Origin of the sequence: Bacillus sp. FSL K6-2971, assembly GCF_038006405.1 — a bacterium.
In the GTDB taxonomy this organism is placed as follows: Bacteria; Bacillota; Bacilli; order Bacillales; family Bacillaceae; genus Bacillus; species Bacillus pumilus.
Genome location: NZ_JBBOVD010000001.1, coordinates 566688 through 579897, shown reverse-complemented (window position 1 = coordinate 579897; position 13210 = coordinate 566688). Strand labels below are relative to the sequence as shown.

Here is a 13210-nt window from a genome sequence, read left to right as displayed (position 1 = left end):
CGAATTGTTCAGTCAAAACGTTTCAATGAGCGAAAGAATGTTTTATATAGATGCTTCTCTTACGACATGAAATGACAGGAATTATTTCCTGGGAAAGAATGAGCGTCGACTAGGCTTCGAATTTGTCGATTACGTGAATTTTCTGAATATAATCTTTACTTCCGGCATCGCGCTTTGTATAATAGAGGTGCTAATTGAAAATGATTATCAATTTCATCTATACGGAATCCTATAGACGTTTATTCTTATAAAGGAGCGATGAGTCACATGTCTAAGAAGAAAATCAAAACGTATCAGCAATTGATTGAAGAAAACAAGAAAGCCATCATGCGCGATCCTAAAATGATGGAAAGTATATACGAAACCATCGACAAAAAGCATCAGAAGCAGCTTGCAGTTGCTGGACGTGAATCATAAACATAAGGGGGAGCAGTCAAAGCTGGCTGCCCCTCTCTTTTGTCTTTTTCAACAAAAAAAGCCGATAAAATCTATGCTGTGATTTTATCGGCTTTTGTTTTAATGTGATTTCGCTACACGGTCCTGCTTCATTCCTAAATAAATGAGCATATATGTGAGATAACCCATGGTCATTGTTAAACCACCGAAGAAGAACTGAGAAAAGACAGGCTCCTCAAATGTTGTGACAGCAGCAAGAATGATCCAGCTCGCATATAAATAAACCATGAACCATTTCATGTTTCTTTTAAGTGTATACAGAAAGAAAAGACCCGCTAACGAAAAGATCCCCAGCGCTAGCCTGAAATAAATAAGATGATCAAACTGGAAGGCAAAAGACACAAACGAAAACGACAGCAACAACAAAATGGGTAAAGCCGTAATGAAATTTTTCACGATAGTGCCACCTCCAAAACTCCCTCTTATTATAAGACAAAATCAGACGGTTATCGTGAAATGCAGACTCGTTTTCACAAAGATGTCACGAATTTTCCTTGTTATTTGACACAATTTTTACACATTTACATCACGCTTCCAAAAAAGAACCCAAGCCGTGCCAACAAAGAAAACAAAATGCGCCCCTACCATAAATAGAGAAAACAAAGGGCTCATGCCTTGGAAGGGCGGCGGTCCTTGAAAGCTGTACTGAGTAAAGTCCGTATTAGCAAAAAGCAGAATTTTCCCCCACTGATTTTCTAAAAGAGACATAATAGGCACAAGTGATTTAGCCGCATATAAAACAAAAAACGAGGTCACAAGCGCAACGAAGCTGTTCCTAAACAAGCTGGAACACATAATAGCGAAACTTGCCATCATGATCACTTCCACCCACTGAGATCCGATCACAGCAAATGTATGCTGAAATAATCGTCCCGTACTTTCATCAAATGCAGTACCAAAGAAAATAAGGCCAAATAGGAAAGCAATGACATAATAAAAAACAAACAAATAAATGACCATAAGCACAAGGGTGATGTATTTTGACATGAAAATTTGCAGCCTTGTTTTGGGCCGTATCAATAAAAACTTGATCGTCCTTTTTTGAAATTCTGTTGAGATCAAGGTCGCGCCAATGACAACTGCGAGCACCTGTAAAATAAACACGACATTCGTGGAATAAGCAAAATAGTTGGCGACAGTGTCTTGTCCACCAAAGCTGGAAATGACTCGTTTCAACACTAAAGCCATCGCCAATTGAAACACAACGATCAATCCAAGTGCAATGAACGTGATCTTTTTCCTCATCATTTTCTTATGCTCATTCTTGATGAGTTGAAGCATCTGCCGTCCCGCCTTCCGTCCATTTCATAAATGCCTCTTCAATTGATGGCTTTTGAGGCGTCATTTCAAGTACATCAAATCCAGCCAGAACAAGCTGTTTGTTCAGCTCAGGCACTTGGTCTTTGTTCAATTGAAGTAATACATGTGCTCCGTTTCGTTCATATGTATAGGCATGTGTATCGAGCCACGAAACCGCCTTTTCCACTGGCTGAATATTCATGAGCATCTGTTCTTTCCCCTCTATGTCTCGAAGCATGGCACTAGCTTTGATCTGTCCTTTTTGAATGATGATCATGCGGTCACATAGCTCTTCAACCTCATGCAATAAATGTGTGGCGAATAATACGGACGTTCCTTCTTCTCTTACTAGTGTTTGCAAGTGCTCCCTGAATTCCTTCATACCTGCAGGATCAAGTCCATTTGTCGGTTCGTCTAAAATGAGCAGGTTCGGCTGATGTAATATGGCTTGTGCAATCCCAAGCCTTTGTTTCATCCCCAGTGAATATGTCTTCACCTTTTGATGAATGGCGTGCTCCAGACGAACTCTTTTCACCACTTCCTGCATTCGTTCCTCCGTCACTGCATCGTGCATCGCCGCATACAGTTCAAGGTTTTCAAAGCCTGTTAAATAAGAATAAAATTCGGGATTTTCTATGATTGCACCAACAGATGACATCGCATGTCGAAAATCCTCATCCTGTGAATATCCATTGATCATGATTCGGCCATTGTTTTTTTTCATCAAGCCAACGATCAAACGAATCAAGGTTGTTTTTCCAGACCCATTTGGTCCTAGTAAGCCGACGATTTCCCCATTCCTTATTTCTATAGATATATCTTGTAAGATCATTTTCCGGCCAATTCGTTTATCGACTTTCTCTACTTTTAAAACAGCAGACTCCAACGTGGCTCCTCCTTCTGATGTAAAACCTTTGGCGGCAAATAAGACCGCTCATTCTGTTAAAAGTATATCACGCAAGACAAGGGACTCCATGAAAAAAAGGCTGATCGAGTCAGCCCTTCTTTTACATTACATGGATAGGTTCGGTGATGCTGCGTCTTTCTCGTGTTTTTTCTCCGTTTCTGTCACAATCACCGCACATGCGGCGTCACCTGTAATATTGACAACGGTTCTTGCCATATCTAATAAGCGGTCTATGCCAAGGATGAGCGCAATGCCTTCAACCGGCAGATTCACAGAGTTCAGTACCATAGCGAGCATGATGAGCCCAACTCCTGGCACACCCGCTGTACCGATACTTGCTAAGACAGCCGTTAAGACAACCGTCAGCATTTGGACAAGCGTCAGTTCAACTCCATACACTTGCGCGATAAAAATAGTCGCGACCCCTTGCATAATCGCTGTACCATCCATATTAATGGTTGCACCAAGCGGCTGTACAAAGCTTGAAATCGGCTCTGGTACCTTCAAGCGTTTCTGGGCTGTTTCCATCGAGACTGGGAGGACTGCGTTACTGCTTGACGTACTAAATGCGACAACCATTGCTGGAGAAAACCCTTTGAAAAATGCCATCGGATTTCGTTTCGCTAAGATGGCGACAGTTGACCCATAAGTCAGGAAGAAATGCAGCACGAGCGCAACTAACACGACCGAGAAATAGAGGCCCATCGCTTTCATCGCATCAAATCCCTGGCTGCCAATGGCAGTTGCGATCAAACCGAATGTTCCGTATGGTGCGAACTTCATCACTATGCCGACAAGGTACATCATTAATTCATTTCCTTGTTCAAACAGCTTCAGCAAACCTTCCGTCTTCTTTCCAAGCATGGCAATGCCAAGACCTAAAAATACACAAAAGACGATGATTTGAAGCATGTTTCCTTCAACTAAAGATTGGACTGGATTGGTTGGAATGATGTTGAGTAGTGTTTCTGCCATTGATGGGGCTTCCTCTGCGGAATAATCAGCCGCTTTCGTATCAAAATGACCGATTGCTCCCGGCTTGATTAATAAGGCTAATGAAATGCCAATGATGATGGCAAAAGTAGTAGTAAGCAGGAAATAAGTAATGGTTTTTGCGCCGATTCTGCCAAGCTTTTTCGGATCACCTAGACCTGCTACACCTAGTGTGATGGAAAAGAATACGATCGGCACCACTAACATTTTGATCAGATTTAAGAAGATTTGACCTAGAGGCGTAAATAGATAAGGGTCTAACACTTTGAATACATTTGGAGCAAAAATGTTAAGCAATAGTCCTGTGATTGCACCTACGAACAAGGCAATAATAATTTTCGTCGCTAGCTTCAATAAACTCTCCCCTTCCTCATCAAAAAAGACCCACAAGAGAGTTTTCTCGTGGGTCTTTGTTTCCATACACGTACCACTGTTTACTCTCTTCACGCCGATGAGGTTAGCTGACGGGTTAGGACGAAGAGATGTCCTTTTTTCTCACAGAGAAAAATTCACCCCAAAAACATGGGTCCCCCATTCCTTTAGAAGGATTAAGCGTGTGGTAATATGATATTTCCATACTATTTATACCTTATTTTTGGAAAATTGTAAACAGGTTCATATGAACTTTTTAATTACTTTCTTCCTTATTCGTGACCTCCAAAATATCTAAAATGAACACAAAGATCGGGATACCAATAATCAGTCCCCAAATGCCGATGTAGTGTTCAGAGAAGATCAGCACAATAAATGTGAAGAAAATAGGGAGTTCTGTTTTTGCTGACATGAGCTTTGGGTTTAAGAAGTAAGCTTCAATCGCATGGATGATGACGATCACAAGCACGATATACAGGACATACATGCCGCCTCCAAGCGTATACGCAATGATGCTGAGTGGAATAAGTGAGATGACCACACCTGCCACTGGGATTAAGCCTAGCAAAAAGACCATGACCGCTAATCCAAATAATTGCGGGAATCCCATAATACCTAGCGCAATGGTTGTTAAAACACAGTTAACAGTTGCAATAATAAACTGTGCTTCGAGTACCTTTCCAAACGTTCTAGAGAATTTACGTCCAAAGAAGGCGATTTCATGGTAGAACACAGAGATTTTACTCGTTTTGAACTTGTTCATGAATTGAATGAGGCGTTCCTTTTCGAACAGGAAGAACATGCTTAATATTAAGGACATAATGACCTGGATACTGAACGTACTGAAATCAGTTAAGTATGTATAGAGGAAATTAAACCCTTTCTCAAAGTAAGCTGATATTTTAAAATCTCCGAATACGTTCGTGATGACATCAAAGAAGGGTAAATCTTGTGGATGATCTGCAATTTTCTTTCCTAAATGAAATAGCTGTTCCACCTGCTTGGCTATGATTGGCACAAACACGAATCCACCAAACGTCAATCCACCAGCCAAAAGAATATACAAAAGGGTAATAACCGATTTCTGCCCTATTTTCAGGAAGCGACTTAAAAAGCCTCTAATGACCTCTTCTAACCGATTCATCAAAAAGGTCAATATGAAGGTCAAGAGAATTAAATTCATCATTCCTCTTAATAGATATAAGACTGTCGCTAATACTACAAATACAGAAAACCGCTTAACACCGGGTTTTTCGAACAATTTTAAAAATGCCGCCATTACGTTACACACCTGCCAGGACTAAAGTCTATTTTTATCGGATCTGATATACATTATATCGGATCTTTCTGTAAATTATATAATAAAAGGTCAATGAGGTCTTACGATTCGCCCTAAATTTATCAAGCTTTAATGTTTTTTCTTTTCAGCACAAGAAAAAACCGAACCCCATGTAGACATAAGGTTTCGGTTTTTGGTTGTTTTTATACTATACAGCTTGCTTCATATTTCGCATTTCTTGAAGGGCTGTTTTGCTCTTCGCTTCGTCAAATTCCCCTTCACTTTTCGCCACAACAATTGTCGCGATCCCATTTCCAATGAGATTTGTGATAGCTCTTCCTTCGCTCATGAATCGATCTACTCCAAGCAGAAGTGCAAGCCCCTCTAGCGGAATGACCTGTAGTGCAGCGAGTGTAGAAGCCAGCACGATAAATCCGCTTCCTGTCACCCCAGCCGCTCCCTTTGATGTGAGCATTAGAACAAGGATAATGGTGATCTGCTGACCGATAGACAAGTCTACACCAAACACTTGCGCTAAGAAGACCACAGCCATCGATAAGTAGATCGAGGTTCCATCTAAGTTAAAGGAATACCCTGTTGGGATGACAAGACCCACAACAGACTTAGAGCACCCGTAGCGTTCCATTTTATCCATCATTCTTGGCAGTACGGATTCTGATGAGCTTGTGCCAAGAACAATTAATATTTCATCCTTGATAAATCGCAAGTAACCAAACAGGCTGAAGCCATACATTTTACAAATGATATTCAGCACAACGAAGATGAACAGGAACATGGTCATATAAACGGAGAGCATCAGACTTGCGAGCGGTTTAATCGATGCCAAACCAAAGTGTCCGATTGTATAGGCCATTGCCCCAAATGCACCGAGCGGCGCAGCACGCATAATATAGCCAATGATTTTAAAGAAAACAAGTGACAGCTTATCAAGCCACTCAATGATTCCTTTCCCCTTCTCGCCAAGTGCAGCAAGCGCAACACCGAATAAAATAGAGAAGAATAAGACCTGTAAAATATCACCCTTTGCAAAAGCATCTACCATGTTAGATGGCACGATGTGTGTGACAAATTCCATCCAGTCGATACCCTGTCCTCCATTTTGGGTATACTGTGAAACATCCCCTTTTTCAAGCTTGCTATAGTCCAGACCTGCACCTGGCTTCATAATATTTACGACAAAAAGTCCGATGACCAAAGCAAGCGTCGTGACGACTTCGAAATAAATAAATGCTTTTCCCCCAACTTTTCCAACCTTTTTCATATCCCCCATCTTGGCAATACCAAGAACAATGGTTAAGAAAATAATTGGTGCGATGACCATTTTAACGGCATTGATGAAGGTGTCACCAAGCGGCTTCATTTCTTTTCCGACGTTTGGCCAAACCATCCCGACAATGATTCCGATAATGACAGCTGCAATCACCTGAAATGTCAGGTTCTTCAAAAGCCTCTTCATAAAAAAATCAACTCCCTCACCCTTTGATGTAAACGCTTAACTATTATCTGTAGCTAAATGATAGCGGTTTCACCAAAGGCTGTGAAGCTTATGAACATATCGTACATTTTGGTCTTTTTGGTCTCTTAGTCAGAATGTACGATATATTTATTGACAGGCCGGCCTACCCCGCCATATTGCATATCTAATTTCAGCTCGCCTTCTTTCACTAAGAAGTCTAAATACCGGCGTGCCGTGACACGGGCAATGCCGAGTGCATTGGCAACTTCTTCTGCAGACTGCGGGCCTTCCTGCAAGCCCATATAGGCTTTAATTTCATTCATCGTATGCACATTCAGCCCCTTAGGGAGCCAAGTATCCTCCAGCTTAACAGCAGGCTTTCGTATGATATCATCCAGCATCTCTTGAGAAAATTCTGCTGCTGTACGAATTTTAGATTTAAACGCTTTATAGCTTTCAAGTGATTCTTTCATACGTTCGAATTTAAACGGCTTGATGATATAATCTCGTGCGCCATTTTGAAGCATGATGCCAATGGTCTCTTTGTCCTTTGCCGCAGAAATAACGATCACATCCACCTGTATCTTTTGCTTTCTAATGTCTTGAAGCGTCTTCACGCCATCTTTTTTTGGCATATATACATCGAGGACAACAAGGTCTGGATGAATTTCTTTGATGAGCTGGATGCCCTGCTCCCCATTACCTGCGACTGCCGCCACTTGAAAGCCAGGAACACTCTTAATGAACTCTTTATTCACTTCTTGCACCATCGGATCATCTTCAATTAATAGCACCTTAATCTGAGTCATCTGTCTCTCTCCTCTATGATCATTGGGAATTCGATTGAGAAGGTGGTACCAATGCCGATGCTTGATGTAACTTCTACATTTCCCATCCCTTTGTCGATAATCGTTTTTACAATATACAGGCCATAGCCTGTTCCGCCTTCTTTGCCGTGTGTGAAGCCTTTATCGAAAATATAAGGAATCATTTCCTCTTCAATCCCGGAGCCGTTGTCTTCAATTAAAATCGCGAGGACATCCTCGGTTTGATCAATACTAATAGAAATGCATTTTGTGTCTCTTTCTACAGTATCATAGGAGGCAAAGGCATTCTCGATCAGGTTGCCAAGCAGTTTCGTCATATCATGTTGATCTAGACGCTCAGGGAAATCACGTAGACAGCTATGTTCGTCTACTTCGACCTTTATGCCTAGCTCCTTGCCCCTTCTGATTTTACTCATCAATAATCCCGCAACGGCATCATGCTGAATGACGCGGTGAAGAAAGTCCATCACATGTTCTTGCTCTTCCGTCGTTTGAAAGGCTAGATCGAGTGCCTGATCGGGTTTACCAAGCTGAATCAGCCCGGCAATCGTATGAAGCTTATTCATATGCTCATGATTTTGCACCCGCAGACCGTCTACAAAGTTCTTAACACCGGTTAGCTCCTCTGCTAATTTTGCCGCTTCTGTCCGGTCCTGAAAAATGGCGACCGCTCCAATAATTTTCTTTTTCATGACAATCGGAATCCGGCTGCTCATAATCCGCTTTCCGCTCATATGAATTTCTTCATTGTAGACGGGTTCTGCGCGATCAATGATCTCTGGAAGTCTTGTGTCAGACAGCACATCCCAAATATTCCTGCCTACGACATCCCCTATCACGCCAAAGATTTGCTTCGCCTTTTCATTAAAAATGGTGATCATGTGCTGATTATCAATGGCGATAACCCCTTCATTAATAGAGTGAAAGGTTGCGGTGCGCTCCTCTAGCATTCTGACAATCTCATGCGGCTCCAGCTTAAACATTTGCTGTTTAATATGACGAGCAAGCAAAAATGAACCTACAAGCCCAAAGCTGAGCGTTAGCAAAAGGATCATGAGGATATCCCGCTTCATTTCTCCTAATATATCGATCATACTTGGCAGTGTTCTCCCTACAAGGACGACCCCTGTTTGATTAAATTGATCATCCTTCACTGGATAAAAGGCTCTGATGGCGGTCCCAAGCTCTCCCTCTGCTTCTGAGAAATAAATATGCTCGGCAAAAGCAGGCTCTTCATCTGTCCCCTCCGAGCGCTGACCAATCCTTGCTTTCACTGGATGCGTTAATCTCAAATGATCCATATCCATGACGACAATGTAGTCAGCGTCTTGAATAATCCGAATCTCTTCGATGGCATGCTGTAATCGGTCACGTTCCTTTGTTTGATCAGCTAATGCCTGCTTCACCTCATTCATCTCGGCAACTGTTCTCGCCGTGTTCATGAGCCTTTTTCGAAGCTCTCGTTCCTCTGTTTGCTGGATTCCCCCAACAAGGACAATTCCTCCGATTAAAAGGGCGAAAATGACAACGAAATATGTGAGGATGGTGAGCTTCCATCTAATAGATAATTGTTGTATTTTCAATCGATTTCTCATCATTTTTTTCACCTGTATCTTTACGAATTCTTCCTCGGTCAAGTATGCTTGACATAAGGGGGATCGGACGCATGAAGAATTTACTCGCCTATACACTATTGCTCTTGATCGGTTTTGTAACCGCTTTATACTTTGGTTTTTATCATATGATGCCAAAAGCAGCGACGACCTTTGATGATGAACAGACAGGGCTGAAGGATCAGCTTGTGTTCAAATTTAGCCATGTCGTGGCAGATAATACACCAAAAGGACTTGCCGCAAAGAAATTTGCTGAGCTTGTGCACGAAAAATCCGATGGGAAGATCACCATTCAAATTTTCTCCAACGGAAGTCTTTATTCTGATATAGAAGAAATTAATGCACTCAAAGAGAATCAAGTTCAATTTATCGCACCATCTACCTCGAAGCTCGGCATGCTATCCTCTGAGTGGCTGGCACTTGACCTTCCCTTTGCTTTTTCTAATTATGATGCGGTTCAAGAAGGCTTGCACGGTGCAATTGGACAAAGATTGTTTGGCACCCTGCAAAAAGACGGGCTAAAGGGAATGGCGTATTGGACAAATGGCTTTAAGCAAATCACCTCTAATAAAGGTCCGATCAAACAGCCTAGTGATTTAAAAAACCAATCTCTCCGCATTATGCAAAGCGACATGATTGAAAAACAATTCAAACTTCTTGGCGCAAAGTCCTATCAGGAATCGTTTAATTCGACGTTTCAGCTATTAGAAACAAAAAAAGTAGATGGTGAAGAAAATACCATTTCAAATATTTATTCAAAAAAATTCTACCATATACAAGACTATATGACGATTAGTAATCACGGGTATTTGGGCTATGTGGTCTTAACAGATCAATCCTTCTTTGATCGCCAGACACCTGAAACGAAACGAATTTTACTTGAAGCGATGGAAGAAACAACAGCTTGGAATGAAAAACATGCAGAACAGATGAACAAAGATCAACTAGAGGACATTAAACGGGAATCGCCAATTGCCATTCATGAATTGACGCCAGCAGAAAGACAAAAATGGATGAAAGCCCTCGATCCTTTGTATGAGGAAGCCGAAAAAACCATTGGTTCCACCCTAATCAAACAGATTCGTGAGCTGCGTGCGCGTTATGAACATTCTACAATCCATGCTTTTCAAGAAGAGGATAAGACCAAATAAAAAATCCCTTTGAGTAAAGGATTTTTTATGCACCAGATTCACTTTGTTCTTGCTGCGTGAGCTCTTCTAGTCTTGAGACAATTCTTCGCTTTCGGTATTGCATCATGCCTGTTTCGGCAATACTTTTTAGTTGTGAGCGGTTGGAAACTGCGCCAAATAAAATCCCTGCTACGGGAACAAGCTGAAACAGTTTCTTCCAGCCAAATGAATCTCGGTAATTATAGACTACCTCACGCCATCCTTGGATTTGTGAGAACATGTTTTCGTGTTTCCCTTCGGAAGCATGATAGCTCCTGAGTTCTTTTAATATCGATTTCTTCCCAACCACATCAGCAGAGGTCAACTGTAAACATTTTATGATGAAGACCCGCTCTTCCTTGTTTTTAGGATCATAGCCATAGGTGACGGCAATGTCCTGTAATGTTTTAAGGGAGAGACCAAGTACCGCAGGAATATCTGCAGCCAGTGTAAACATACCACCGACACCCGTTGTCGCCCCTTGTACCGTGGCGAGATTCGTCCTATTTTTCCCCATATGTTCACTAATGGCATCCATGATTTCAATTGGAGCTTTTTCTATATCTTCTATACGCTGAATCGATTCGTCGGCACATTTCTTTTGAAATTGATGGATGATGCCTTTTTCTGATGTCAAATAGGCACCGCCTGATTGAATGTAATGCCCCATTTCATCTAGCAGCACACCGATTTTTTTCTGGATAAAGGCAGGCGTCAGCTTGTCCAGCATTTGAAATGGCAGGCGGCTGAGTTTCTCCCAAAACCATACCTTTTGCTGATCTTTCTCCCACTGTTCAATCTGCTTTAATTGTGCTTTTAGCCACTCTCTTTCCTCCATGCCTTTTTCCTCCTTAGATGCTGCTGAAGTATTTGTTTGTTATTATACACAATCCTTTTCCATCATACGTATAGAACATTGAATCGGTTTCGAAAGGTTTGAAACTTTTTCAAAACGGTTATTGCTTAATACACAAACAAAAAGAGGAGTGATCAACATGTTAGGATTTCTGATTTCATTAGTTGTGGCGATTGTCATCGGCCTTATTGGCAGTGCACTCGCTGGAGGTAGTGTACCAGGAGGATGGATCGGTTCAATGATTGCAGGACTTGCAGGTGCTTGGATTGGTCATGGATTACTTGGAACGTGGGGTCCTAGTTTGGCAGGCTTTGCGATCATTCCAGCAATCTTAGGTGCAGCGATCTTTGTCATCATCTTAAGCCTGATCTTCCGTAGTGTGGGATCAAGGGTATCTTAAAAAAACAAATAACAGAGGAAGCAGTAGGGACACCGTCTATAAAGGCGGTGTTTTTATGTGTTGGATTGACAAGGTATCTATTTTTTTGACTTACATATGATAAACAAACCTATTAGTTCAGATAGTTGACTTTTCATGAAGATGGGCATATGATGATTAAAAATTGCATCAAGGAAACATTTTGTGCCCAAGCAAAACTTTGTAGAATCTAGGTGATGACATATGACAAACAAATACATCGAGGCACAGGCACACATGTCAGAGGCAGCTGAGCGTGCACTTGAAGGAAAAGTCAAGGGATTTAGAAGACTCCTTCCTTTTCTCGGTCCTGCTTTTATCGCAGCCATTGCTTATATTGATCCAGGAAATTTCGCCACCAACATTGCGGCTGGCTCCAAATATGGATATCTCCTTTTATGGGTCATTCTCATATCAAATCTCATGGCTTTGCTCATCCAGTCTTTATCCGCAAAGCTTGGAATTGCGACAGGCAAAAACTTACCTGAAATCGCACGTGAAGAGTTTCCAAAGCCCGTTTCGATCGGTTTATGGATTCAGGGAGAGCTCGTCATTATTGCCACGGATTTAGCTGAGTTTATCGGGGCGGCACTTGGTTTATACTTGCTCTTTCGAATCCCGCTGCTTGAAGCATCCATTATCGCGGCTATCGGTTCATTTGCGATATTGGAGCTGCAAAGACGAGGATATCGAGCATTAGAAGCAGGTATCACAGGCATGTTGTTCGTTGTCGTGATCGCTTTCGCTGTACAAACCTTTGTCGCCAAACCAGATATCGCAAGTGTCGCTGGCGGACTGTTCATTCCAAAATTTGATGGCGCAGACAGCGTGCTGCTTGCAGCTGGAATTTTAGGTGCCACTGTCATGCCTCACGCAATCTACTTACATTCAGCTTTGACCCAAAGAAGAGTCGTCGGCAGAACGGAAAAGGAGAAAAAGCAGATTTTTCGCTTTGAGTTTTTAGATATCCTCATTGCGATGATCGTCGCCGGGGCCATCAATGCCAGCATGTTGATTGTGGCAGCCGCTTTATTTTATAAAAATGGCCTCTTTGTTGAAGATTTGGATGTTGCGTTTCAGCATTTTGGTACACTCGCAGGGCCTGTATCAGCCATCTTATTTGGTGTAGGTCTGCTTGTAGCCGGACTATCCAGCTCTTCTGTCGGTACATTGTCAGGCGATATCATTATGCAGGGCTTTATTCAATACCGGATCCCGCTGTATGTTCGCCGGCTGATTACCATCATTCCTCCTATTGCAATTATTGCATCTGGAGTGAATCCGACCTCCGCGCTTGTAATGAGTCAGGTCGTCTTATCGTTTGGGATTGCCTTTGCTTTAATTCCACTCATTTTATTTACAAGTAAAAAACGAATTATGGGCGAATTGACGAATGCCCGCTGGGTGACAGGAATATCTTGGGTGATAGCAGCTCTTGTTGTAGCACTTAATCTCTTCTTAATTATTGATACGTTTATGTAAAAGACAGTGTTGAGCTGTCTTTTTCTTTCCATTTGTTTATGGTAGAATTCCCCTGAGAGGAT

The 13210-nt window shown here is 41.9% G+C and carries 13 protein-coding genes and 1 riboswitch; of the genes, 4 read left to right on the top strand and 9 right to left on the bottom strand.

Features of this window, described 5'->3' with window-relative positions; genetic code table 11:
- Positions 1-267: 267 nt before the first annotated feature.
- A complete protein-coding gene (fbpB, locus tag MHI33_RS02875) occupies positions 268-417 on the top strand; it encodes a Fur-regulated basic protein FbpB (RefSeq protein ID WP_065097549.1) in 150 nt (49 codons plus the stop codon).
- Between the two features lie 99 nt (positions 418-516).
- On the opposite strand, the gene MHI33_RS02870 is transcribed toward fbpB, so the two are convergent.
- The 8 genes from MHI33_RS02870 to MHI33_RS02835 all read right to left on the bottom strand — a co-directional run bounded on the left by MHI33_RS02870 (position 517) and on the right by MHI33_RS02835 (position 9208).
- Complete coding sequence (locus MHI33_RS02870; RefSeq protein WP_003214381.1) at positions 517-852, bottom strand: hypothetical protein; 336 nt, start codon at positions 850-852, stop codon at positions 517-519.
- A 117-nt stretch (positions 853-969) separates the two neighbouring features.
- The gene (locus MHI33_RS02865) at positions 970-1737 is read right to left on the bottom strand and encodes an ABC transporter permease (RefSeq protein WP_340908958.1); all 768 of its coding nucleotides are present in this window, start codon (positions 1735-1737) and stop codon (positions 970-972) included.
- Entirely contained in the window at positions 1715-2641 is a 927-nt protein-coding gene (locus MHI33_RS02860; protein ID WP_044140557.1) for an ABC transporter ATP-binding protein, read from the bottom strand. The genes MHI33_RS02865 and MHI33_RS02860 overlap by 23 nt, the downstream gene beginning before the upstream one ends.
- A gap of 126 nt (positions 2642-2767) precedes the next feature.
- A complete protein-coding gene (locus MHI33_RS02855) occupies positions 2768-4009 on the bottom strand; it encodes a dicarboxylate/amino acid:cation symporter (RefSeq protein WP_044140556.1) in 1242 nt (413 codons plus the stop codon).
- A 78-nt stretch (positions 4010-4087) separates the two neighbouring features.
- Positions 4088-4220, bottom strand: a riboswitch (cyclic di-AMP (ydaO/yuaA leader).
- A gap of 63 nt (positions 4221-4283) precedes the next feature.
- On the bottom strand, positions 4284-5306 hold the full coding sequence (locus MHI33_RS02850; RefSeq protein ID WP_065097553.1) for an AI-2E family transporter: 1023 nt from the start codon (positions 5304-5306) through the stop codon (positions 4284-4286).
- A 208-nt stretch (positions 5307-5514) separates the two neighbouring features.
- Entirely contained in the window at positions 5515-6783 is a 1269-nt protein-coding gene (gene dctP, locus MHI33_RS02845) for a C4-dicarboxylate transporter DctP (protein WP_034666695.1), read from the bottom strand.
- A 125-nt stretch (positions 6784-6908) separates the two neighbouring features.
- Positions 6909-7592, bottom strand: coding sequence for a response regulator (locus MHI33_RS02840; protein WP_044140554.1), 684 nt, complete (start codon positions 7590-7592; stop codon positions 6909-6911).
- Entirely contained in the window at positions 7589-9208 is a 1620-nt protein-coding gene (locus MHI33_RS02835) for an ATP-binding protein (RefSeq protein ID WP_445661768.1), read from the bottom strand. Before MHI33_RS02835 ends, MHI33_RS02840 begins: the two co-directional genes overlap by 4 nt.
- Before the next feature lie 68 nt (positions 9209-9276).
- Here MHI33_RS02835 and MHI33_RS02830 point away from each other — a divergent pair, with 68 nt between their 5' ends.
- Positions 9277-10374 carry a DctP family TRAP transporter solute-binding subunit gene (locus tag MHI33_RS02830; RefSeq protein ID WP_340908951.1) on the top strand — a complete coding sequence of 366 codons (1098 nt, stop codon included), beginning with the start codon at positions 9277-9279 and terminating at the stop codon, positions 10372-10374.
- A gap of 25 nt (positions 10375-10399) precedes the next feature.
- On the opposite strand, the gene MHI33_RS02825 is transcribed toward MHI33_RS02830, so the two are convergent.
- Positions 10400-11230, bottom strand: a complete 831-nt coding sequence (locus MHI33_RS02825; protein WP_126741652.1) for an EcsC family protein — start codon at positions 11228-11230, stop codon at positions 10400-10402.
- A gap of 157 nt (positions 11231-11387) precedes the next feature.
- On the opposite strand from MHI33_RS02825, the gene MHI33_RS02820 reads away from it, so the two are divergent.
- Positions 11388-11648 (top strand): GlsB/YeaQ/YmgE family stress response membrane protein, encoded by a 261-nt coding sequence (locus tag MHI33_RS02820; protein WP_003214275.1) that lies wholly within the window; start codon positions 11388-11390, stop codon positions 11646-11648.
- Between the two features lie 222 nt (positions 11649-11870).
- Positions 11871-13148, top strand: a complete 1278-nt coding sequence (locus MHI33_RS02815; protein WP_044140550.1) for an Nramp family divalent metal transporter — start codon at positions 11871-11873, stop codon at positions 13146-13148.
- The last annotated feature ends 62 nt before the right edge of the window (positions 13149-13210 follow it).